At 72.9% G+C, this 20,859-nt stretch carries 19 protein-coding genes and 6 tRNA genes; 9 read left to right on the top strand and 16 right to left on the bottom strand.

Annotated features, from left to right (window positions below; genetic code table 11):
- Positions 1 to 218: 218 nt before the first annotated feature.
- Together ACFVQG_RS23335 and ACFVQG_RS23330 are read right to left on the bottom strand one after the other, a co-directional pair.
- Positions 219 to 290, bottom strand: a tRNA-Val gene (locus ACFVQG_RS23335).
- Positions 291 to 386: 96 nt separating this feature from the next.
- Positions 387 to 839, bottom strand: coding sequence for a TIGR02611 family protein (locus tag ACFVQG_RS23330; protein WP_383386582.1), 453 nt, complete (start codon positions 837 to 839; stop codon positions 387 to 389).
- A gap of 191 nt (positions 840 to 1,030) precedes the next feature.
- Here ACFVQG_RS23330 and ACFVQG_RS23325 point away from each other — a divergent pair, with 191 nt between their 5' ends.
- Together ACFVQG_RS23325 and ACFVQG_RS23320 are read left to right on the top strand one after the other, a co-directional pair.
- On the top strand, positions 1,031 to 1,444 hold the full coding sequence (locus ACFVQG_RS23325) for an SsgA family sporulation/cell division regulator (protein ID WP_004002642.1): 414 nt from the start codon (positions 1,031 to 1,033) through the stop codon (positions 1,442 to 1,444).
- Between the two features lie 421 nt (positions 1,445 to 1,865).
- Complete coding sequence (locus ACFVQG_RS23320) at positions 1,866 to 2,426, top strand: CGNR zinc finger domain-containing protein (protein WP_383386579.1); 561 nt, start codon at positions 1,866 to 1,868, stop codon at positions 2,424 to 2,426.
- Positions 2,427 to 2,817: 391 nt separating this feature from the next.
- Here the strand turns inward: ACFVQG_RS23320 and ACFVQG_RS23315 are convergent, their stop codons facing one another.
- On the bottom strand, positions 2,818 to 3,273 hold the full coding sequence (locus ACFVQG_RS23315) for a hypothetical protein (protein WP_383386576.1): 456 nt from the start codon (positions 3,271 to 3,273) through the stop codon (positions 2,818 to 2,820).
- A 230-nt stretch (positions 3,274 to 3,503) separates the two neighbouring features.
- Between ACFVQG_RS23315 and ACFVQG_RS23310 the strand changes: the two genes are divergently transcribed.
- Positions 3,504 to 4,010 (top strand): DsbA family protein, encoded by a 507-nt coding sequence (locus ACFVQG_RS23310; RefSeq protein ID WP_383386573.1) that lies wholly within the window; start codon positions 3,504 to 3,506, stop codon positions 4,008 to 4,010.
- Between the two features lie 126 nt (positions 4,011 to 4,136).
- Here the strand turns inward: ACFVQG_RS23310 and ACFVQG_RS23305 are convergent, their stop codons facing one another.
- Genes ACFVQG_RS23305 through ACFVQG_RS23295 form a run of 3 tightly spaced genes read right to left on the bottom strand, consistent with a single transcriptional unit; the run spans position 4,137 to position 6,887 of the window.
- Entirely contained in the window at positions 4,137 to 4,958 is an 822-nt protein-coding gene (locus tag ACFVQG_RS23305) for a GNAT family N-acetyltransferase (protein WP_383386570.1), read from the bottom strand.
- Between the two features lie 53 nt (positions 4,959 to 5,011).
- Positions 5,012 to 5,833 carry an aminotransferase class IV gene (locus ACFVQG_RS23300; RefSeq protein ID WP_383386567.1) on the bottom strand — a complete coding sequence of 274 codons (822 nt, stop codon included), beginning with the start codon at positions 5,831 to 5,833 and terminating at the stop codon, positions 5,012 to 5,014.
- 1 nt (position 5,834) lies between these two features.
- Positions 5,835 to 6,887, bottom strand: a complete 1,053-nt coding sequence (locus ACFVQG_RS23295; RefSeq protein ID WP_383386564.1) for a chorismate-binding protein — start codon at positions 6,885 to 6,887, stop codon at positions 5,835 to 5,837.
- Between the two features lie 180 nt (positions 6,888 to 7,067).
- On the opposite strand from ACFVQG_RS23295, the gene ACFVQG_RS23290 reads away from it, so the two are divergent.
- The 5 genes from ACFVQG_RS23290 to ACFVQG_RS23270 all read left to right on the top strand — a co-directional run bounded on the left by ACFVQG_RS23290 (position 7,068) and on the right by ACFVQG_RS23270 (position 7,539).
- A tRNA-Gly gene (locus tag ACFVQG_RS23290) sits at positions 7,068 to 7,140 on the top strand.
- 40 nt (positions 7,141 to 7,180) lie between these two features.
- A tRNA-Cys gene (locus ACFVQG_RS23285) sits at positions 7,181 to 7,254 on the top strand.
- A gap of 1 nt (position 7,255) precedes the next feature.
- Positions 7,256 to 7,327, top strand: a tRNA-Val gene (locus tag ACFVQG_RS23280).
- 19 nt (positions 7,328 to 7,346) lie between these two features.
- Positions 7,347 to 7,418, top strand: a tRNA-Val gene (locus ACFVQG_RS23275).
- A gap of 49 nt (positions 7,419 to 7,467) precedes the next feature.
- Positions 7,468 to 7,539: transfer RNA gene (locus ACFVQG_RS23270), tRNA-Val, on the top strand.
- Positions 7,540 to 7,596: 57 nt separating this feature from the next.
- On the opposite strand, the gene ACFVQG_RS23265 is transcribed toward ACFVQG_RS23270, so the two are convergent.
- From ACFVQG_RS23265 to ACFVQG_RS23250, 4 genes are all read right to left on the bottom strand, one after another.
- Positions 7,597 to 7,926 carry a zf-TFIIB domain-containing protein gene (locus tag ACFVQG_RS23265; RefSeq protein ID WP_383386561.1) on the bottom strand — a complete coding sequence of 110 codons (330 nt, stop codon included), beginning with the start codon at positions 7,924 to 7,926 and terminating at the stop codon, positions 7,597 to 7,599.
- Between the two features lie 80 nt (positions 7,927 to 8,006).
- On the bottom strand, positions 8,007 to 8,942 hold the full coding sequence (locus ACFVQG_RS23260) for a phosphotransferase (protein WP_383386558.1): 936 nt from the start codon (positions 8,940 to 8,942) through the stop codon (positions 8,007 to 8,009).
- Positions 8,943 to 9,524: 582 nt separating this feature from the next.
- Positions 9,525 to 9,692: a hypothetical protein gene (locus ACFVQG_RS23255; protein WP_383386556.1), complete on the bottom strand. Its 168-nt coding sequence runs from the start codon at positions 9,690 to 9,692 to the stop codon at positions 9,525 to 9,527.
- A 198-nt stretch (positions 9,693 to 9,890) separates the two neighbouring features.
- The gene (locus ACFVQG_RS23250) at positions 9,891 to 10,133 is read right to left on the bottom strand and encodes a hypothetical protein (protein WP_383386553.1); all 243 of its coding nucleotides are present in this window, start codon (positions 10,131 to 10,133) and stop codon (positions 9,891 to 9,893) included.
- A 195-nt stretch (positions 10,134 to 10,328) separates the two neighbouring features.
- Here ACFVQG_RS23250 and ACFVQG_RS23245 point away from each other — a divergent pair, with 195 nt between their 5' ends.
- Positions 10,329 to 11,705, top strand: a complete 1,377-nt coding sequence (locus tag ACFVQG_RS23245) for a serine/threonine-protein kinase (RefSeq protein WP_383387073.1) — start codon at positions 10,329 to 10,331, stop codon at positions 11,703 to 11,705.
- On the opposite strand, the gene ACFVQG_RS23240 is transcribed toward ACFVQG_RS23245, so the two are convergent.
- The 6 genes from ACFVQG_RS23240 to ACFVQG_RS23215 form a co-directional block, all read right to left on the bottom strand.
- Complete coding sequence (locus ACFVQG_RS23240) at positions 11,683 to 12,501, bottom strand: TrmH family RNA methyltransferase (protein WP_383386550.1); 819 nt, start codon at positions 12,499 to 12,501, stop codon at positions 11,683 to 11,685. The two genes, ACFVQG_RS23245 and ACFVQG_RS23240, sit on opposite strands and share 23 nt — an antisense overlap.
- 64 nt (positions 12,502 to 12,565) lie before the next feature.
- On the bottom strand, positions 12,566 to 13,810 hold the full coding sequence (gene cobA, locus ACFVQG_RS23235; protein WP_383386547.1) for a uroporphyrinogen-III C-methyltransferase: 1,245 nt from the start codon (positions 13,808 to 13,810) through the stop codon (positions 12,566 to 12,568).
- A gap of 188 nt (positions 13,811 to 13,998) precedes the next feature.
- A complete protein-coding gene (cobT, locus tag ACFVQG_RS23230) occupies positions 13,999 to 17,523 on the bottom strand; it encodes a nicotinate-nucleotide--dimethylbenzimidazole phosphoribosyltransferase (protein WP_383386544.1) in 3,525 nt (1,174 codons plus the stop codon).
- A 347-nt stretch (positions 17,524 to 17,870) separates the two neighbouring features.
- Positions 17,871 to 19,100: a precorrin-6y C5,15-methyltransferase (decarboxylating) subunit CbiE gene (gene cbiE / locus ACFVQG_RS23225; protein WP_383386541.1), complete on the bottom strand. Its 1,230-nt coding sequence runs from the start codon at positions 19,098 to 19,100 to the stop codon at positions 17,871 to 17,873.
- A gap of 117 nt (positions 19,101 to 19,217) precedes the next feature.
- Positions 19,218 to 19,844, bottom strand: coding sequence for a GNAT family N-acetyltransferase (locus ACFVQG_RS23220; RefSeq protein ID WP_383386538.1), 627 nt, complete (start codon positions 19,842 to 19,844; stop codon positions 19,218 to 19,220).
- A gap of 123 nt (positions 19,845 to 19,967) precedes the next feature.
- The gene (locus ACFVQG_RS23215) at positions 19,968 to 20,795 is read right to left on the bottom strand and encodes a MetQ/NlpA family ABC transporter substrate-binding protein (protein WP_383386535.1); all 828 of its coding nucleotides are present in this window, start codon (positions 20,793 to 20,795) and stop codon (positions 19,968 to 19,970) included.
- Positions 20,796 to 20,859: the final 64 nt, after the last annotated feature.

Raw genomic sequence — 20,859 nt, 5'->3', positions numbered from 1 at the left:
TGGCGAGCTGGCGAGCTGGCGAGCTGGCGAGCTGGCGAGCTGGCGAGCTGGCGAGCTGGCGAGCTGGCGAGCTGGCGAGCTGGCGAGCTGGCGAGCGCAACGGCCCCGGGGCCGCGAGGGTCGCCAATGCGCCCAGAGCGGGAGACGTACAGAACCATCCCCGCGGCGAGACGACACCGGCCCGCCTGCGGTTATCGCAGGCGGGCCGGTGTTCCGGGTGGGCGATACTGGGTTCGAACCAGTGACCTCTTCGGTGTGAACGAAGCGCTCTCCCACTGAGCTAATCGCCCGGGCGCAGGAAGAACATTACCGCATGTCAGGAGGTGCCTGTGACCGGCACCGCCGTCAGTGCCGCCCCACGCCGGACGCCCTTCCGCACCCGTGGATCACTGATCCTTGATCTTCCACGGCATCTCGAACCCGAACTTCCACAGATAGACCCCGACGAGCACGGCCACGATCACCAGGCCGATCGACGTCAGGATGATGTTCCGCCGCCGCACCTTGGGATCAAGGGCCCGCTGGGCGGCCTCGGTGACCTTGCGCTTGGTCCAGCGCAGCACCAGCTGGGCCCAGACGAACTCGGTCGCCCAGATCGCCATGCCGCCGAAGATCACCACCCAGCCCGGTCCGGGCAACGGCAGCATGATCACCCCGGTGACCACCACCGCCAGACCGACGATGAAGACGCCGACCTGCCAACTCAGATGCAGCACACGGCGCGCCTTGATGAACGCCGGCGCCCGTGAACCGAGCGCGCGCTCCTCCTGCGCACCATCCACTTTCATCTCTCCCGACGCCACGGCGACCTCGCCCGGCTCGTCACTCCCCGTGTTCATACGGCCAAACCCTACCGGAATGATTCCCGTCACCGAAATGGTCGTACCCGGCGAACGGGTTCTCCGCCGGAAGAGTTACGTAAAGCCACGCAAAACCCTCAGAGGGGTTTACAACGGCACCGTAGGTGGCATGTCGATTTCGCCGACGTGCGAATCCCCGAGCGCACACTGAGCGAAAGGCCCTGGCGCTTATGAACACCACGGTCAGCTGCGAGCTGCACCTGCGCCTCGTTGTGTCGAGCGAGTCCTCCCTGCCTGTCCCCGCAGGCCTGCGGTACGACACGGCCGACCCCTACGCCGTGCACGCCACCTTCCACACCGGAGCCGAGGAGACCGTCGAGTGGGTGTTCGCCCGCGACCTCCTCGCCGAAGGGCTTCACCGTCCCACCGGCACCGGCGACGTCCGCGTCTGGCCGTCGCGCAGTCACGGTCAGGGCGTCGTGTGCATCGCCCTCAGCTCCCCGGAGGGCGAGGCCCTGCTCGAGGCCCCGGCGCGGGCCCTGGAGTCGTTCCTCAAGCGAACCGACGCCGCTGTGCCCCCCGGCACGGAACACCGGCACTTCGACCTCGACCAGGAGCTGTCGCACATCCTGGCGGAAAGCTAGGAAAGCCAGGAAAGCCAGGAGGGCAGCCCCCACCAAGCCGCCCGGCGCCGTCCACTCGGGGAGACGGCTCGGGCCAGGACAACCGCATACGGCACACACCGGCGCCGTCGCGCCGCGGACCACCGCGGCCGACGGCGCCGGTGCGCGTACGCCCGGAAAGGCCGCGCCCCACCCCTTGCCACGCCCCGGAGAACTAGGCCCCGCCCTTGTCGCGCCCCGGAGAGCCACGCCCCGCCTTTGTCGCGCCCGGGGGAGCCGCTCCGCGCCCCTGGCGCGCTCGGGGAACCACGGCCGCGCCCCTGGCGTTGTAACGGCAACCACAGGCCGGAGCGGATCCGGACCGGTACGGCACGTCCGGAAGCCACTACCATCGGCCAGCATCGGCGGGCGCCCGCCCGTCCACCAGGCCAGGGAGCAAAACGTGCTGATCACCCACGACACCCGGTGCGCCCTCGACACCGTGGTGGATCTGGTGAACACCTCGCCGGAGGACGATGCGACTCCGGACGCGCTGCCGGACGTCGCCGCGCTCGAAGAGTTCGTACGAACGCACGAAATCAGCGATGTCGGTGTGCTCTCGGAGTTCGATCTCTCCGCGGTGCGCAAGATCCGCAGCCGGTTCGCCGGGATCTTCGCGGCCTCGGACTCCCGCGTCGCGGCCGGGATGATCAATGATCTGGTCGCCGCCGCGGGCACCACACCCCAGCTCACGGACCACGACGGCTACGACTGGCATGTGCACTACTTCGCACCGGGCGCCTCGGTCGCCGACCATCTGGCGGCCGACTGCGGGATGGCGCTGGCCTTCTTCGTGGTCGCCGGGGAGCGCGAGCGGCTGCGGCGCTGCGAGGCCCCGGACTGCCGACGCGCCTTCGTCGACCTCTCCCGCAACCGCTCCCGCCGCTACTGCGACAGCCGCACCTGCGGAAACCGTCTCCATGTGGCCGCCTACCGGGCCCGCCGCAAGGAAGCGGCGAGCTGAGCGGGCGAGGACACCGGCGGACGGACGCTGGACCGACGGGTGACCGTCGACGCGGGCCCCGGCGGGTGGCGCCGGGGGCCGCGGGTACGGCTTACAGCAACAGCAGATCGTGCAACGCGGCTGTAAGCAGCAGACACCCGATCACCGCAAGGAAGATCATGAGCGGTGGCTGGGAAAGGGCGAAGAGGCATCCACGCGGCTCGTCCTGAGGCGGCGCGGCATCGCTCTGGGTAGTGTCCAGCATCTCGCGGCGATGATGACGTAACCACCACCTCCTACGCGATCAACACGCCCACTTCCCGGGGGAGTTCGCTGGAATCCGTGACAGCCCGACCTGCCCACACTCAGCTCAGGCGGGCGTCATATGCCGGGCTTCATATGCCCTGCGGCCTCATATGCCGTGCTTCTTGAGGATGGCCTCGATGTCGCTGAAGTCGTCCCCGGAGTCCGCACGGGACTTGGACCCGCCCCCGGTCTGGGGTCGCGCCGTCTGGCGGGTGCCCGCGCCCAGGGAGGGCGCCGAGGCGCTCGGCTCCACGGCTCCGCTCCGGGCCGCCGCCCGGGCGGCCTTGCGCTCCCCGCGGGTGCCTCCGCGGCGGCGCTCCACGGCGCGGGTGGTGGCGAACAGCGCCCAGGCTCCGCCGAGCACCCCGAAACCGGCCCAGGCCGTGGGGCTGAAGGCGGTGTCGGCGGCCCATTCCACGATGCCGGTCATGACCAGGCCGAGCGGCACGAGGGAGTAGGCGGCGATACGGGCCGCCGCGAGGAATCGCTTGCGGTAGGCGGTGACCGCGGCGATGCCCAGGCCCGCCGCGGCGACAGCGGAACAGACGGTCTCGGCAATCATCCGGTCCTCCAGGCGGGCTCGGTCGGGCAGCGGGTGCTTCGCCCCTTCCATCCTGCACCGCCCGCCCCCCGCCAGGCCATGCTCCGGCCGGACATCAGGGACATCTCCGGGTCGTCTCCTCCGCAGGTGCCGGTCACCGCCGTACCCTCACGGGTCCCTGACCGCCCACCCCGCCGGAGCTGTCAGGGTCCCGTTTGGGCCGCGCGACCAGGGGCTGGGAGACTGGGCGCATGAACGACTCCTCCCCCGCCCCCGTCCTGGACGTCTGGTGCGAACTCCAGTGCCCGGACTGCCGTAGCGCCCTGGACGACATCCGCGCCCTGCGCGCCCGCTACGGCGACCGTCTGGAACTGCGGCTGCGGCACTTCCCGCTGGAGAAGCACAAGCACGCCTTCGCCGCCGCCCAGGCCGCCGAGGAGGCCGCGGAGCAGGGGCAGGGCTGGGCGTACGTCGAGGCGGTGCTGGGCCGGGTCGAGGAGCTGGACCGTAAGGGAGAACCCTTCCTGGTCGAGATCGCCGGGGAACTCGGTCTGGACGCCGAGGAGTTCGACACCGCTCTGATCGACGGTCGGCACATCCTGATCGTGGACGCCGACCAGGCCGAGGGCAAGGCGATCGGGATCACCGGCACCCCCACGTACGTCATCGGCGGCGAACGTCTCGACGGCGGCAAGAGCCAGGAGGGCCTGCGGGAGCGCATCGAGGAGATCGCGGACCGCCTGCTCGCCGAGCGCTAACCGGGGACGCACCCGGCCACGCGACCGGGCACCCACGACCCGGCACCCACGACCGGGCACCGACGACCAGCCACCCGCGCCGGGCACCCGCAACGAGGCACCCGCGACCAGGCACCCGTCCACGGCTCAGAGCAGCGGCTTGTACAGGACGCGCCCCTGGGTCTCGTACCCGAGCGACTCGTACAGCCGCTCGGCCGGGACGTTCCCGGCGAACACGTTGAGCCCCAGGACCGCCTTCCCCGCGGCGACGGCCTGCGCCTCCGCCAGCAGCATCAGCGTGCGGCCGTGCCCGCGGCCGCGATGGGCGGCGTCGGCCTCGACGTCGAAGACGTAGGCGCTCTCCTCCTCCAGCGCCACCCACAGGGTGCCCACCCGGGTGCCCTCGTGCTCCAGGACGCTGAAGACCATGTTCTCGCTGGCGAGTCCCTGCCGCAGCTTGTCGTGATCGCGCCGGGCCTTGGCGCGGGCGTCGGCCTCGGGCACGCCCCGTTCCGTCCACGCACGGACGTACTGCTCCACCTCATGCGCGTACCAGGGCCCGAACTCCGCCTCGGACATGGGCCGCCCGACGCTCCCGGCGGGCAGTTCGGGCGGGACGGCGCCGAGTCGTTTCTCCATGCCCCGGCTGCGCGGGACGTAGCCGAGGCTCTCGAAAAGGCGCAGCCCGGCGGTGGCGTCCGCGGGGACGGCGGCCTCGATCTGTCGGCAGCCCCAGCCGCGCGCCACCTCCTCCGCGGCGAGCGCGGCCACCGTGCCCCGGCCGCGGCGCCGGTCCGGCTCCTCGATGTGCAGGCCGCGGATCCGGGCCACGGCGGCACCGAGGGTGGGCGAGTCGCCCAGGTGGATCACCCCGACGGGCCTGCTGTTCACGCACACCTGGTAGCGGCGTGAACGGGTCCCGTCGGCGGCGCGCTGAAGCGGCTCGGTCGGCCGCAGGGTCGTGGTCATCAGGGGTGTTCTACCCGATGCCGTCCCCCCAGTCAGCCGGGTTTCGCCAGGCCTCAGGGATCGAGGTCGTCCCCGGCCCGCTCCTCGAAGACGCGCATGGCCTTGGCGGTCACCGGCCCCGGGACACCGGCCAGTTCCCTCCCGTCGACGCGGTGCACGGCCTGTACGTCCCGCAGGGTCGACGTCAGGAAGATCTCCTCGGCCCGCTCCAGCACGTCCAGCGGCAGGTCGGTCTCCTTGGCGCCGGTCCACTCGGCGACGAGCGCGCGCGTGATGCCCGCCAGGCACCCGGAGGCGACCGGCGGAGTGTGGATCTCACCGTCGAGGACGACGAAGACGTTGGACCCGGTGCCCTCGCACAGGCGCCCCACCGTGTTGCCGAACAGCGCCTCGGAAGCGCCCTCTTGGTGGGCACGGGCGAGGGCGACGACGTTCTCGGCGTAGGAGGTGGTCTTCAGCCCCGTCAGGGCGCCACGCTCGTTGCGCGTCCAGGGCACGGTGATCACGGCCGTGGAGTCGGGCCGCCGTACGGTCGCCCCGACCGCCACCACCAGCGTCGGGCCGTGCTCGCCACGGTCGGAACCGAGCGGACCGTGCCCGCCGGTGTACGTGATGCGCAGTCGTCCCAGCGGCATCGGGTTGGCCTCGAGGACGGCGGCACAGGCGCGGCGGACCTCGTCGTGGTCGGGGTCGGGCAGGCCGAGGCCGCGGGCGGAGCGCGTCAGCCGGTCGAGGTGCCGGGTGAGGGCGAACGGCCGCCCGTCGACGGCCTTCACGGTCTCGAAGATGCCGTCGCCCACGGTGAGCCCGTGGTCGAAGACGGAGACACGGGCGGCCTCAAGGTCCTGCAGTCCGCCGTCGAGCCATATCTTCACGTCAGAGTCCCTCTCCACTGTCCTCGTACGTCCCCGAGTACGTCCCCGACGCTACCGCGAGCAGCCGGGACGCCTTCAGCTCGGTCTCGCGCCACTCCCCCTCGGGGTCCGATCCCCAGGTGATCCCCGCGCCGGTCCCGAAACGCAGCGCGGCTTCCCCCCGGTCGAGCCAGAAGGTGCGTATGCCGACGGCCAGCTCGCCCACGCCCCGGTCGGCGTCCACCCAGCCGATGCCGCCGCAGTAGGGTCCGCGCGGCGCGGTCTCCAGGGCGTCGATGATCCGCAGCGCGCTCGACTTCGGCGCCCCGGTGACCGACCCGGGCGGAAAGGCGGCGGCCAGCAGTTCGGCCCACCCGGCGTCGGCCCGCAGCTCACCCCGCACCGTGGACACGAGATGAACGAGCCCCGGATGCTTCTCCACGGCACACAGATCGGGCACGGTCACGCTGCCGGTCTCACACACGCGCCCGATGTCATTGCGCACCAGGTCGACGATCATCACGTTCTCGGCGTAGTCCTTCTGCAGCAGGTCCGCCTCGGTCCGCCCGGTGCCCTTGATCGGTCCGGACTCCACGACCCGCCCGTCCCGGCGCAGGAACAGCTCAGGCGACGCGGTGGCGATCTCCACCCCGTGACCGGGCAGCCGAATCGTTCCCGCGTACGGTGCCGGGTTGCCGCGTGCCAGCAGTGCGGTCAGCGCGTCCATGTCGGCGCCGGGCGCCATGGGTGCCGACAGCACCCGGCAGAGGTTGGCCTGGTAGACCTCACCGGCCGCGATGTGCTCACGGATCCGCCGTACGCCCGCGGTGTACGCGGCGCGGTCGAGGGACGACGACCAGTCACCGGCCGCCGGTCCGCGCCATGCTCCCGGCACGGGCGCGGGCACCGGCTCCTCGCGGACCTCGGCGAAGCGAGCGCAGGTCAGACGCCCCTCGAAGTCCGCGCAGACGGCCCAGAAGCCGTCGGAGTCGAGGGCGGCGGGATCGTCCGTGACGTCGAGGAGACCGGTGGCCAGACGGTCACCGAAGCGGGCGAGGGGAGGGAGGTCGAGCACGCTGTCGAGTCTAGGGCGGCCACCTCGGGGACGGCCCGGCCCTCTCCCGCCACCTGCCCGGACCTGGCCTCCCCGCAGGTGCAACGCAGCACGCTGCACAAACGCGTTTTTGTACTGGCCCCGGAATCCGCTAGAGTTCAACACGTCGCCGGGACGCGGAAGCGCCGACCGAAACGACAGGCGGACGTAGCTCAGTTGGTAGAGCGCAACCTTGCCAAGGTTGAGGTCGCGAGTTCGAACCTCGTCGTCCGCTCGAAGGAACGCGGGGGATCTTCCCGGTCCCCTACACTCCTGGTGGAGTGGCCGAGAGGCGAGGCAACGGCCTGCAAAGCCGTCTACACGGGTTCAAATCCCGTCTCCACCTCCAAGGACGATTAGCTCAGCGGGAGAGCGCTTCCCTGACACGGAAGAGGTCACTGGTTCAATCCCAGTATCGTCCACTGGATCTCCGGATCCCCCGCGCGATTAGCTCAGCGGGAGAGCGCTTCCCTGACACGGAAGAGGTCACTGGTTCAATCCCAGTATCGCGCACGCAGCACACACGATCGGTTTCTCCTCGTAGCGGCCGATCGCACCCCGAGGACGATTAGCTCAGCGGGAGAGCGCTTCCCTGACACGGAAGAGGTCACTGGTTCAATCCCAGTATCGTCCACACACCGAAGCCCCCAGCCGCACCCCGCGGCCGGGGGTTTTCTCATGTCCGTACCGCTCAGCTGCTGAACAGCATGTGTCCGAAGCCCTTCTTGCCGCGGCGGCCGTGGTGGCCACCGTGCGGGGCGCCCCAGGCCGGGGCGGACTGGGCCGGGTACGCCTGGGGGGCGGGCTGGGCCGGATACGCCTGGGGGGCGGGCTGCGCCGGGTATGCCTGCGGGGCGGCCGGGGGCGGCGGGGCGGGCTGGGTCCACTGGGACTCCAGACGGGTCAGCGCCTCGAGTTCGCCGTAATCGAGAAAAATGCCCCGGCAGTTGTTGCACTGCTCTATCTGGACACCATTCCGGTTGTACGTGTTCATCTGCCCGTGGCACTTCGGACACTGCATGGTCGGGTCAACTCCTCGCCGGTCGGTCCTGCTTCGGTTATCGCCAGGACAGACTCTGTCCGGCTGTGGTCGGTTGCACACTACTTCGCCCGGTGCGGGGTCAACTCCGGGGGGACGGCGGCCATACGGTCACAGGCGTCGACGAGGGCCTGCTCTACGTCGTCCAGCGCACGCCCGGCCTCCCCCGCCTTCACCAGTGCCCGGGCCGCGCTCTGCACGGTGAGGGCGCGGGCGGGGACGTCCAGGTCGGGCCAGGGGTCGCCGTCCGGTGGGACGGCCGGGCCTCCGGCCGCGCGGTAGGCGGTCAGGAAGCGGTCCCACTCCTCGGGCGGGAGGATGCCGCACGCGTACCAGGCGGCGGGACGGGCGAGGTCCCAGGCCGGGACGCCCACGCCCAGGTCGTCGACGTCGATGAGGCGCCAGGGGCCGTCCGGGGTGGGGTGCCGGACGAGCTGTCCGAGGTGCAGGTCGCCGTGGCACAGGGTGGTGGTGTCCGGCATGGGGCTCTCGGCGCGGGCCCAGGGCGGGAGCGTGACCCAGGCCCGCTCCACGGTCGCGGTGGCGGTGCTGTCCTGGCCCTTGAGTCGGGCCACGGCCTGGGCGGCCTTCTCCGGGCCGCGCATCGGGGGCAGGAGGGTCGGGGGTGGGGTGCGGTGCAGGTGGGCGAGGAGGGTGGCGGCGGCCTCCCAGGGGGCCGCGTCCGGGTCTTCCGGGTCCACGGGGGTGCCGTACGGCCAGAACGTGACGAGGCGGTCGTGCAGGGGGACCGGCGTCGGGGTGAGTGGGGGGAGGAGCAGGGCGGGGAGGGCGTCGGCCGTGTGGAGGCGGGGGGTGAGGTCGCTGGCCTTGGTGCCGGGGGCGTGTGCCTTGGCGACCGTTTCCGCGTGCCGGACGACGGTGGCGTCTGGGCGGTGGGCCAGCGTGCCGGTCGCTCCGCAGGGGCAGGCGGGGGTGCGTGCGTGTGCCTCCGCGGCGGCTCTGACGGTCAGCGCGACCGCCAGGGGCGTCTGTGTCAACGGGCGCTCCTCTCCGTCCGTGAGGGTACGTGGGGGTGGTCGGCGGGGTTGGGGGCGCCCGGCGTGAGGGCTGGCCGGGGGCGGATCCCGCACCCCACCCGCGCGGGTGGGGTGCGGGCGCGGCGGTGAGTCGTGCGGCCCGGCGCCGCGGGGTGCCGCTGCGGCCCCTCCCCCAGCTCTCGACTTCGCTCGGTCAGGGGACCCCCATCGCCCCAGCGGCACGACTGCCCGCGGCTACCGCAGATACGGCGGCTGCCAGCAAGCTACGGCGAGTACGGCGGCTGCCAGCAAGCTACGGCGGGTACGGCGGCTGCCAGCAAGGGCGCTGATAGGTGCGGCCCACAGGCGTTGCACAACTGATGAGGCACGGCCCCACTACGGGCACCTCCGGCGTGGCCCCCACCCGCCCCCGGCGCAAGGCGCCGCACCGGCAAGCCGCCGCAGGCACCCCGCGCGTAAAAGTAATGCGGGCGCAGCTCCCCAGCTGCGCCCGCATTGTTGCCGTCCGCCGCACCCCCGTCCCCACGGGGTTATGGGTGGATGTCCCCGCCCGGACCGCTCTTCCGGGCCTGGGGTCGCCGCTCAGCGCCCCAGCATCTCGCCCACGGACGACGCCTGTAGGGTCACTGTCTCCCAGCCGTCGAAGACGACGAGGAGCAGGACCGCCAGGGGAAGGGCCATGAGTGTCGCCACCAGCGGATGGCGGCGACCCCGCCCGCGGACGACCGTCCGCGACGCTGTGTGGGCCATGGTCCCTCTCCTGACCTCGATCGGATGTTGTCTGCAGCGGCGGGTGTCTGACCTCGGGGGACGAGTGCTGCACCCGCCGCTTGACCTCAAATCTAGGCGCGCGGCGTCCACCGCACGTCATGCCCTCGTACCGATTGGCGGGCCTCCCGGAGGATGAGCCACGCCCCGCCGCCTACTCCCCTGGTTGGAGAAGTCGACCTAGGTCTCGGGGTCTTCCCGGAGGGGCTGGCGCGGTACCGGCTGTTCGACCAGCGCCAGCACCCGGTTCGCCATGAAGCGGGCCGTCCGCACCACCGTCCCCCGACGCGTGACTTCGCTCACTTCGACCACCCCCCGTCGCACCACCGTCTCCACCCTGCGGCCCGCCCTGCTCGCCACCACCTCATACGTACGGGTGGTGTCACCGGCGTCCACGACTATCTCCACCCGGTCACCCTTCACAGGACCAATCCCCCTCCTCTGACGGACGGTTGGGATCACCCGCACCCGCAAGCCGCCCTGCCCGCAGGCTCCCTGACCACTCCTCAAGTCTCCCACCCGGCACTGACAATCCATCGTCGAAGAGGGCGCGGCCTCTGCGCGCGGGCGCCCGTGGAAACGTAAGCTGTGGCTCGTCACACGGACCGGGCAGCGGGGATGAACATGGCGATGATGCGCCTGAGGCGCGAGGACCCGCGCGTCGTCGGCTCGTTCAGGCTTCACAGACGGCTCGGCGCGGGCGGGATGGGCGTTGTCTACCTGGGCTCCGACAAGAAGGGGCAGCGGGTCGCGCTGAAGGTGATCCGCCCGGACCTGGCGGAGGACCAGGAGTTCCGGTCGCGCTTCGCGCGCGAGGTCTCCGCCGCCCGCCGCATCCGCGGGGGCTGCACCGCGCGCCTGGTCGCCGCCGACCTGGAGGCCGACCGCCCGTGGTTCGCCACGCAGTACGTGCCCGGTCCCTCGCTGCACGACAAGGTCGCCGACGGCGGCCCCCTGGTCGCCGCTGACGTCGCCGCGGTGGGCGCCGCCCTCTCCGAGGGCCTGGTCGCCGTGCACGAGGCCGGGGTCGTCCACCGGGACCTGAAGCCGTCGAACATCCTGCTGTCCCCCAAGGGCCCCAGGATCATCGACTTCGGCATCGCCTGGGCGACCGGCGCCTCCACCCTCACGCACGTCGGCACCGCGGTCGGCTCCCCCGGCTTCCTCGCCCCCGAGCAGGTGCGCGGCGCCACGGTCACCCCGGCCACGGACGTGTTCTCGCTCGGCGCCACGCTCGCCTACGCCTCGACCGGCGACTCGCCCTTCGGGCACGGCAGCTCCGAGGTGATGCTGTACCGCGTGGTGCACGAGGAGCCGCACCTGCACGGCGTACCGGACGCGCTCGCGCCGCTGGTCCGGGCCTGCCTGGCCAAGGACCCCGAGGAGCGGCCCACCACCCTCGACCTCTCCCTGCGGCTGAAGGAGATCTCCGCGCGGGAGACCCAGATCCTGCTCGACGGACGCCCGCCCGCCCCCCGCAGCGCCGAGGCCGACCGCCCCACGAGCCGGTTCGCCGACACCTACCCGGACCAGCAGCGCACCCAGCGACGCCCGCAGCCGCCCGGCAGCACCCCCGCACCCCGCGGCGCGACCCCGTCGCGCGGCCCGGCGCGAACCGGCGGCGCGCCCGCCCCCAGGAGCTCCCAGCCGCCGTCCCCGTCCCAGCGGAACACCCCGACCGGCCGCAACACCGCCCGGAACACGTCCCGCAACACCGCCCGCCCCGGCACCACGGGCCGCTCCACCGCCCCCCGCGGCGGATCGGGCCGCCCGACCTCCCGCAACCCCGGCACGGGGACCGGCGGCCGACGTCCCGCCAACCCGCGGCTGCTGCGTCAGCGGCTGTTCGTGTTCGTCGTCGTCACGCTGCTCGTGGCGCTCGGCATCGCCCTGGTCCAGGGGTGCCAGAAGTCGGCACAGGGCCTGGGCGGCGACGGCCACCGCCATGGGCAGACGCACGAAGAGGCCGTGCCTACAGCTCCGGCCGCCCCGTAGCCACCGCGTAGAACGCCACGGCCGCCGCCGCGCCCACGTTGAGCGAGTCGACGCCGTGGGCCATCGGGATGCGCACCCACTCGTCGGCGGCGACCAGCGCCTGCGTGGACAGCCCGTCGCCCTCCGCGCCGAGCATGAGCGCGACCCGGTCCATACAGTGCGGGGCGGCCTCGTCGAGGGGTCTGGCCTTCTCGTCGGGGGTGAGGGCGAGCAGTGTGAAGCCCGCCTCGCGGACCGACTCCAGGCCCTTGGGCCAGGTCTCCAGACGGGCGTAGGGCACGGAGAAGACGGCGCCCATGGAGACCTTGACGCTACGGCGGTACAGCGGGTCGGCGCAGTCGGGCGACAGCAGCACCGCGTCCATGCCGAGCGCCGCCGCGGAGCGGAAGATCGCGCCGATGTTGGTGTGGTCGTTGACCGACTCCATGATCACGACCCGGCGGGCGGTCTGCAGGAGTTCGGCCGCCGTCGGCAGCGGTTTGCGCTGCATGGAGGCGAGGGCGCCGCGGTGCACGTGGTAGCCGGTGACCTGTTCGGCGAGTTCGGGGCTGACCGCGTAGACCGGGGCCGGAAGCTCGTCGATGACGTCGCGCATGACGTCGACCCACTTCGCCGAGAGCAGCATCGAGCGCATCTCGTACCCGGCGTCCTTGGCCCGCCGGATGACCTTCTCGCCCTCCGCGATGAACAGCCCCTCGGCGGGTTCGCGCTTGCGGCGCAGTTCTACGTCGGTCAGGCCCGTGTAGTCGCGCAGGCGCGGGTCGTCGGGGTCCTCGACGGTGATGAGATCGGCCACAGAGTGATACTGCCTTGTCCTGGGTGTGGTGCCAACGGCTCGGTACGGGTCCCGTTACCCGCGGTTACTCGGCGGCGGGCGCGACGGTGCCCGGCCCCACGCCGACGACCTCGCCGATGACGATGACCGCCGGGGGCTTCACCTCCCGCGCGACCACCGTCTCGGCGACCGTCGCCAGGGTCGCGTCGACCCGGCGCTGGGCGGCGGTGGTGCCCTCCTGGACGAGGGCGACGGGGGTGTCGGGGGACTTGCCGTGCGCGACCAGCGTCTCGGCGATCCGGCCGATCTTGTCGACGCCCATCAGGATCACCAGCGTGCCGGTGAGCTGCGCGAGCGCCTCCCAGTCGACCAGCGAGCGCTCGTCGTCGGGAGCGACATGCCCGCTGACCACGGTGAACTCATGGGCCACCCCGCGATGCGTGACCGGGATGCCCGCCGCGCCGGGCACGGAGATCGAGCTGGAGATGCCCGGTACGACCGTGCACGCGATGCCCGCCTCGGCGAGCGCCTGTGCCTCCTCCATGCCCCGGCCGAAGACGAACGGGTCGCCGCCCTTGAGCCGTACCACGGACTTGCCCTGCTTGGCGTGTGCGATCAGCGCGTTGTTGATGGCCTCCTGGGCCATGAAACGGCCGTACGGGATCTTCGCCGCGTCGATCACCTCGACATGCGGCGGGAGTTCGGCGAGCAGGTCGCGCGGGCCGAGCCGGTCGGCGATGACGACGTCCGCCTCGGCGAGCAGGCGACGGCCGCGGACCGTGATCAGGTCCGGGTCGCCGGGGCCGCCGCCGACCAGGGCGACGCCCGGGGTGCGGGTGCGGTGGTGCGGGGCGACGAGCGTGCCGTCGCGCAGGCCCTCAACGACCGCGTCGCGGATGGCGGCGGTGTGGCGGGGGTCGCGGCCCTTGGCGCTGGTGGTGAGGACGGCCACGGTCACGCCCTCGCTGGTGCCGGTCGCCGGGGTCCAGGCGGTGGCCGCGTCGGCGTCATCGGAGCGGACGCACCAGACGCGGTGGCGCTCCGCCTCGGCGGAGGCGCGGGTGTTGGCCTCGGTGTCGCCGGTGGCGATCAGGGCGTACCAGGCGTCGGCGAGGTCGCCCTCGGCGTAGGGGCGCCGGGACCAGGTGATCTCGCCCGCGTCCGCCATGGCCTCGACGGAGGGCGTCGCCCCCGGGGACACGAGGTGGATGTCGGCGCCCGCGGCGATCAGGGCGGGGAGGCGGCGCTGGGCTACCTGGCCGCCGCCGAGGACGACCACGCGGCGGCCGGTGAGGCGGAGGCCTACGGGGTAGGCGGGGTGTTCGGCCATGAGGGGGCGGCTCCTCGAACAGCGGTGGTTCAGTGGGCGCACTGCGGCATTGAAGCGGCCCTGACGTGCGGATTTTATGCGCGGATCCGGTGGGTGGCCGAGGTGGGTGGGTTTTCCTCTCCCCGAACCCGCCCCTTCCCGAAACCGAGGGCTCCGCCCCCGGGCCCCGCGGAAGGGGCGGTCCGGGCCTACTTCTCAGTGACCCCCGCCGAGTCGAACGTCGCCACCTCGTGCATCGCCCGGGCCGTGCTCTGCACCAGCGGCAGGGCCAGCAGCGCGCCCGTGCCCTCGCCGAGCCGCAGGTCGAGGTCGACCAGGGGGCGCAGACCGAGCTTGTTGAGGGCGGCCACATGGCCGGGCTCGGCGCTGCGGTGACCCGCGATGCAGGCGGCGAGGACCTCGGGTGCGATCGCGCGGGCGACCAGTGCGGCGGCGCCCGCGCTGACGCCGTCGAGGATCACCGGCGTACGCAGGGAGGCCCCGCCCAGCAGCAGACCCACGATCGCGGCGTGCTCCAGCCCGCCGAACGCGGCGAGTACGCCGATGGGGTCGGCCGGGTCCGGCTGGTGCAGCTCGATGGCGCGGCGGACGACCTCGGTCTTGCGGGCCAGCGTCTCGTCGTTGATGCCGGTGCCCCGTCCGGTGACCTCGGCCGGGTCGGCGCCGGTGAACACGGAGATCAGGGCGGCGGACGCGGTGGTGTTGGCGATGCCCATCTCACCGGTGAGCAGGGCCTTGTTCCCGGCGGCCACCAGGTCGCGGGCGGTGTCGATGCCGACCTCGATGGCCTGCTTGACCTCCTCGCGGGTGAGCGCGGGACCCGTGGTCATGTCGGCCGTGCCGGGGCGCACCTTGCGGGGCAGCAGACCCGGGGTGGCCGGGAGGTCGGCGGCGACACCGACGTCCACGATGCAGACCTCGGCGCCCACCTGGTTGGCGAAGGCGTTGCAGACCGCTCCCCCGCCGAGGAAGTTGGCGACCATCTGGGCCGTCACCTCCTGCGGCCAGGGGGTGACGCCCTGGGCGTGCACACCGTGGTCGCCCGCGAAGATCGCGACGGCCGCGGGTTCCGGGATCGGCGGCGGGCACTGCCGGGACAGGCCGGACAGCTGCGCGGAGATGATCTCCAGCATGCCGAGCGCACCGGCGGGCTTGGTCATCCGCTTCTGCCGCTCCCAGGCCTCGCCGAGCGCCTTGGCGTCCAGCGGGCGGATCTGGGCGACGGTCTCCGCGAGCAGGTCGTGCGGCTCCTCGCCGGGCAGGGCGCGACGGCCGTACGTCTCCTCGTGCACGACCCAGGAGAGCGGGCGGCGCTTGGACCAGCCCGCCTGCATCAGCTCGGGCTCGTCCGGGAACTCGTCGACGTATCCCACGCACAGGTACGCGACGACCTCCAGGTGCTCCGGCAGCCCCAGCGCCCGCACCATCTCACGCTCGTCGAAGAAGCTGACCCAGCCGACGCCCAGGCCCTCCGCGCGGGCGGCGAGCCAGAGGTTCTCGACCGCGAGGGCGGAGGAGTACGGCGCCATCTGCGGCTGGGTGTGGCGGCCGAGGGTGTGACGGCCACCGCGGGTCGGGTCGGCGGTGACGACGATGTTGACCGGGGTGTCGAGGATGGCCTCGATCTTCAGTTCCTTGAACTGCTTGGCGCGGCCCTTGGGGAGGGACTTGGCGTAGGCCTCGCGCTGGCGCATGGCCAGTTCGTGCATCGAGCGCCGGGTCTCGGCGGAGCGGATGACGACGAAGTCCCAGGGCTGCGAGTGGCCCACGGACGGCGCGGTGTGGGCGGCCTCCAGGACGCGCAGCAGCACCTCGTGCGGGATGGGGTCGCCGCGGAAGCCGTTGCGGATGTCGCGGCGCTCGCGCATGACCTTCAGTACGGCCTCGCGCTCGGCATCGTCGTACGGGGGCGCGGCCGGGCCGGACGGCGCCGCCGGTGCCGCTTCGGCCGTGCCGTCCTCCTGGTCGGCGGCCCTGGTGTCCAGGTCCTCGGCGTTCTGCGCGGGTTCCGCCGCTACGGGTCCGGGGGCGGCGTCCGCTTCGCGGGGCGCCGGGACCGTGGCGACGACGGGCTCGGGCTGCTGCTCCTGCGGGGGCAGGACGATGGGGTGCGGCGGGGTCGGCGCGAGGTGCGGGGTGGTGGGCACCGTGCCGTCGACCTGGACGAACTCGCCGACGGGGCCGACGGGTTCCACGGGCTCCGCGATCTCGTCCAGCGGTGCGGGCGGCTGCTCCGGCAGGCCCGTGGGCAGGGTCTGGGGCTGCTCCGCGGGCGGCGCGAGCTGCGGGCCGGAGAGGGGCTCCGCGAGTTGCTGACCGGGGTCCACGTCCGCGGCGGGCTGCTGGGGCTCCGGCTCGGCGGCGGGCTCGGGTTCCGGGGCCTGCGGCGCCTCGGCGGCGGGCTCGGGTTCCGGGGCCTGCGGCGCCTCGGGGGCGGGCTCGGCAGCGGGTGCGGCGGCGTCCGGGGCGGGCGCGGCAGCGGGTGCGGCGGCTTCCGGGGCCGGTACGGGTTCGGGTGCGGGCGCGGTCTCCAGGACCTGGACGGGCGCGGGCTCTACCTCGGCCTCAGCCGCGGGCGCGGGCTCGGTCGGCTGGGGCTCCTCGGCGGGCGCGGCCTCCGGTGTCTGGACCGCCTCCGGGACCGGCTCGGCGGCGGGCGCCTCCGCCTCCGGGGCCTGCGGCGCCGGTACGGCGGCGGCTTCCGTGGTGAGTCGGGCCACCGCGGCCTGGGCGGCGTCGACCGGCTCGGTGTGGGCGTCCGTGGCCGGGACAACCGTTTCCGCAGGCGACGCCCCGGCGTCGACCGGCGGCTGCGGCTGGGCCGGGGCCTGCATCTGCGCGCCCTGGGCGCCCCAGGGCGCCGCGCCCTGGGGGGGCATCTCACGCAGGTGCGGGACGTCGAGGTACTCGGGGCCGCTGGTCTGCGGACCGGCGGCCTGCCGTACCGGCGCTCCCGCGGGGCCGCGGTCGGCCAGCGAGCGGACCGGGCTGGCGGAGGCGTCCGGGATCGGCGGGCCGAGGTGCAGGGGGCGCCGGGGCGCCGGGGCGGTCTGCGCCGCCTGGGCGACGGGGGCGACGGGAGTGGCCTGGGCCGCCGGGGCCTCCGGGCTCACCGCCGGGGCGACGGGCGCCACCGGGGTCGCCGCGGCGACCGGTGCCACCGGGTCCGGAACCTCCATGGCCACCGGCTCCACCGCCTCGGGAGCCTCCGGGGCAGGGGCCGGGGCAAGGGCATCCGGGGCAAGGGCTTCCGGCCCCACCGACTCCTCGCTCACCGGAACCGCCGCCTGAGCGACCGCCGGAGCCTCGGGCACGGCCACCACGGGCGGCTCCGCGGCGCTTGTCACCACCGGAGCCACCGGAGCCACCGGCACCGGAACCTCTCCGGCCATCGGCACGGCAGCCGCGACCGCGACCACGTCCCCGGGCACCGCCTCATGCAGCCGCACCCCGCTCAGGTCCACCGAGCCGCTGTCCCGCCCGGACACCTCATGCGCCCCAGGCTGGTGGACCGCCTCCACGACCGGCTCGGGCGCGGGCGGGGGGACCTCGTTCCCCCAGGCGCCCTGGGCGCCCGGCAGCAGGAGGTCTTCGTCCTCGGCGGGGCTCTCGGAGAGGTAGGCGTACGCACCGTGCGCGGCGGCGCCCGGCTGCTCCACCGTGCCTGCGTTCTCCGGCAGCCCTTCGCCCGGGACCTGGCCGGTGTCGGTCATGCGTACCCCTCGCCCATCGGTTAGTGCCTCTACGACCTGCTCACCCGGAACGGCGCACCGACCGTCCCGTAGTGAAGAACGAGCGTGCGTGCCCCGCGGCACGAACGGCCCGTCCGGAAAAGGCGACAAAGCCATTGAGTGGCATTGTCGCGGTCGTTCCACCGTCGCGACAGCTTGATCCGCGACGGCCCGCTGTGGACTGCGCCACGTTGCGCGCCCTCACGGTCCCGCCGTACCACACCCACCCCAAAAGGGGCGTGTTTTCGGGACATTGACCTACGAAGCGCCGGGTGCCCGAGTGCGGTACAACGATCGGCCAGCCTACCGCGCGCGGTACGACAACCAGATCACGGGGAGCGGTCCGGACGGTCCGGAAGTACCCCGCTGAGCAGGAACGCGACGCTCCGTTCCTTCTCCGTCCAGTGCCGGGTGTCCAGTTCCACGGACTGGAGCAGGGCGCACTCCACGTCGTACCCGTGTTCGGACAGATCGCGGCCGACGAGTTCGGCGGCGTCGCGGGTGGCGGCGTGGGTGACGATGCGCTGGGGGCGGCGGTCGGCGACGGCGGAGACCACGGCCGCTCCCCCGCCGCCGATGCGTACGACGTCGGGTTCGGGCAGGTTCTCCAGGACGTGCGGGGCGGTGCCGTGGACGGTCTGGAGCTGGACGCCGAAGCGGCGGGCGGCGGCGACGGTGCGGGCGCAGGCGTCGGGGTCGCGGTCGACGGCGATGACGGCGGCTCCGGCGCGCGCGGACTCGGTGGCGAAGGCGCCGCTGCCGCAGCCGATGTCCCAGACGAGGTCGCCGGTCCGCGGTCCGAGGCGGGCGAGTTGGGCCGCGCGCAACGGCTGGGTCTCGCCCTCGCCGAGGTCGCCGCCGTACTCCTCGGCGGGCAGCGTCCAGCCGCGCGGGCCGGTGCCGGGGTCGCGCCCGGCGATCCAGCCGCCGCCCTCGGCGGTGCGGCCGGGTGCGACGGCTCCGCCGACGACGATGACGACGTTGGGGTCCCGCCAGGTGTGGTCGGCGGCCTTGTCGGAGGTGACGACGGTGACCTGTTCGCGCTGGGTGCCGAGTTCCTCACAGATGACGAAGGTGCGGTGGATCCCGTCGAGGAGCAGGCCCAGTTCGGCGGGTCCCGCGCCGGGCGAGGTGAGCACCGCCACCTTCGTATGGGCCCGGCATACATTCACCGCGCGTCGCAGCGTGCGCCTGTGGGCGACCACCACATGGGCGTCGTCCCAGGGCATTCCGGCGCGGGCGAAGGCGGCGGCGACCGAGGAGACGGCGGGGACGACCTCCACCTCCAGGCCGAACTCGGGGTCGCGCAGGGTGCGTACGACGCCGAAGAAGCCGGGGTCGCCGTCGGCGAGGACCACGGCGGTGCCGCGGTGGGCGGCGATCCGGCGGGCGGCGAGGGCGACGCTGCCGAGGCGGATGCGTTCGGCGGTGGGCGGTACCTCGGGGAGCGCCAGGTGGTGGGCGGCACCGGCCACCAGCGTGGTGGCGCCCAGGGCGGCGCGTGCCGCGGCGGTCAGCGGCGAGCCGTCCCAGCCGATCACCGTGACCCGGTCGGCCATCGTCGTCAGTCTCCTGGGTCTTGCGCAGGTCGTGGGATGGATCGCCCGGAGAGGGCCGGGCTCCGTGAGGGTACCTGGTGGGGGCGGTCCACGGCTTGGGGCCATAGGGCCCGGGGGTCAGTTCCAGTCGGAGTAGGAGGTGAAACCGCCCGGGTCGGCGGCGCCCTCCAGATCCTCGGGGAGCAGGCTCCAGACGATGTAGTCGGTGCGCACCTCGGTCCAGGCGCCGTCCGGGGTGCGGGTGCGCGCTATACAGGCGTTGCGCAGGACGCCCTCGCTGATGCAGCCGATCTTCTGGGCGACCTGCTGGGAGGCGGTGTTGTCGGCGGCGGTGCGCAGTTCGACGCGTTCGAACTTCTGGTCGCCGAAAAGCCATCCGGCGGTGGCGAGCGCGGCCTCGGAGGCGTAGCCCTCGCCACGGGCCCAGGGGGCGACGACGTACGAGAGCTGGGTGGCGCGGATGTGCCAGTCGGTGGCGGTGAGCTGGATGAGACCGACCAGGCGCTGGGTGAGGAACTCGGTGACGGCGAGGGCGAGACCGCGCCCCGAGCCGCGCTCGGTGCGGGCGTGCCCGGTGATCCAGGTGCGGGCGCCGTCCTCGGTGAAGGGCTGGGGGACGTCGGTCCAGGCGACCACCTGCTCGTCGTTCATCATGTCGGCGAGCGCGGGGACGTCGTCCTCGTCCAGCGGGCGCAGCACCAACCGCTCCGTGCTGATGGAGATGTTGGGGAAGGTGCTCGTCATGCGCCGCTCCGTAACCTTCGTGGCCGTCAGGTCCTGCTGAACTGCCCAGCATGCAGCATGAAAGCACTCAACCGCACCACGGGGTCCGCTCCTTGTCCAGGAGCGGACCCCGGGCCGGGGATGTCAGAACGAGGGGATGACGGAGCCGTCGTAGCTGTCCTCGATGAACTTCCTGACCTCGTCGGAGGTGAGGAGTTCGGCGAGCTTCCTGACCCGCGGGTCGTCCTCGTCGCCCTCCTTGACCACGAGGAGGTTGACGTTCGGGTTGTTCTCGGGGGACTCCAGGACGAGGGCGTCCTCGGCGGGCTTGAGGTCGGCCTCGAGCGCGTAGTTGCCGTTGATGACCGCGGCGTCGACGTCCTTCAGGGAGCGCGGCGTCTGGGCCGCCTCCAGCTCCTTGAACTTGAGGTTCCTGGGGTTCTCGGTGATGTCGGCGGTGGTGGCCGACGTCCCGGCGCCGTCCTTGAGGGTGAGCAGTCCGTTGGCGGCCAGCAGTTGCAGGGCGCGGGCCTCGGTGACGGTGTCGTTGGGGACGGCGATGGTGGCGCCGTCCTTGAGGCCGTCGACCTTGTCGGCCTTCTCCGAGTACAGGCCGAGCGGCTCCAGGTGGACCGAGGCGACGGACACCAGGTGGGTGCCGTTCTTCTTGTTGAAGTCCTCGAGGTAGGGCTCGGTCTGGAAGTAGTTGGCGGTCACCGAGCCGTCCTCGGTCGCCGTGTTCGGCGTGACGTAGTCGGTGAACTCCTTCACCTCCAGGTCGAGTCCGGCCTTCTCGGCGAGGTTGTCCTTGACGTAGGTGAGGACCTCGGCGTGCGGGACGGGCGTCGCGGCGACGACCAGGGGGCCGGAGGGGTCGGAGGCGGCGTCCTGGTCCGAGCCGCAGGCGGTGAGCCCGAGGGTGAGGGCTCCGGTGGCGAGGACAGCGGCGGTGATCTTGGCGGTGTTACGCACGAAAAGTGCCTTTCCTGAAGGGGTGGTGCGGCCCCGTCTTGGGTGGACGGGGAGTCTGGGGGTG

This window comes from Streptomyces sp. NPDC057877 (assembly GCF_042796855.1).
In the GTDB taxonomy this organism is placed as follows: Bacteria; Actinomycetota; Actinomycetes; order Streptomycetales; family Streptomycetaceae; genus Streptomyces.
Note: the sequence above shows the minus strand (reverse complement) of the source record. Positions and strands in the feature narration are given on the sequence as shown.

What these genes read in the sequence shown, in the direction of transcription:
- ACFVQG_RS23330 (WP_383386582.1), bottom strand. Translation starts at nt 839, where the DNA reads ATGAACACGGGGAGTGACGAGCCGGGCGAGGTCGCCGTGGCGTCGGGA.
- ACFVQG_RS23325 (WP_004002642.1), top strand. Translation starts at nt 1,031, where the DNA reads ATGAACACCACGGTCAGCTGCGAGCTGCACCTGCGCCTCGTTGTGTCG.
- ACFVQG_RS23315 (WP_383386576.1), bottom strand. Translation starts at nt 3,273, where the DNA reads ATGATTGCCGAGACCGTCTGTTCCGCTGTCGCCGCGGCGGGCCTGGGC.
- ACFVQG_RS23310 (WP_383386573.1), top strand. Translation starts at nt 3,504, where the DNA reads ATGAACGACTCCTCCCCCGCCCCCGTCCTGGACGTCTGGTGCGAACTC.
- ACFVQG_RS23305 (WP_383386570.1), bottom strand. Translation starts at nt 4,958, where the DNA reads ATGACCACGACCCTGCGGCCGACCGAGCCGCTTCAGCGCGCCGCCGAC.
- ACFVQG_RS23265 (WP_383386561.1), bottom strand. Translation starts at nt 7,926, where the DNA reads ATGCAGTGTCCGAAGTGCCACGGGCAGATGAACACGTACAACCGGAAT.
- ACFVQG_RS23255 (WP_383386556.1), bottom strand. Translation starts at nt 9,692, where the DNA reads ATGGCCCACACAGCGTCGCGGACGGTCGTCCGCGGGCGGGGTCGCCGC.
- ACFVQG_RS23245 (WP_383387073.1), top strand. Translation starts at nt 10,329, where the DNA reads ATGAACATGGCGATGATGCGCCTGAGGCGCGAGGACCCGCGCGTCGTC.
- cobA (WP_383386547.1), bottom strand. Translation starts at nt 13,810, where the DNA reads ATGGCCGAACACCCCGCCTACCCCGTAGGCCTCCGCCTCACCGGCCGC.
- cobT (WP_383386544.1), bottom strand. Translation starts at nt 17,523, where the DNA reads ATGACCGACACCGGCCAGGTCCCGGGCGAAGGGCTGCCGGAGAACGCA.
- cbiE (WP_383386541.1), bottom strand. Translation starts at nt 19,100, where the DNA reads ATGGCCGACCGGGTCACGGTGATCGGCTGGGACGGCTCGCCGCTGACC.
- ACFVQG_RS23220 (WP_383386538.1), bottom strand. Translation starts at nt 19,844, where the DNA reads ATGACGAGCACCTTCCCCAACATCTCCATCAGCACGGAGCGGTTGGTG.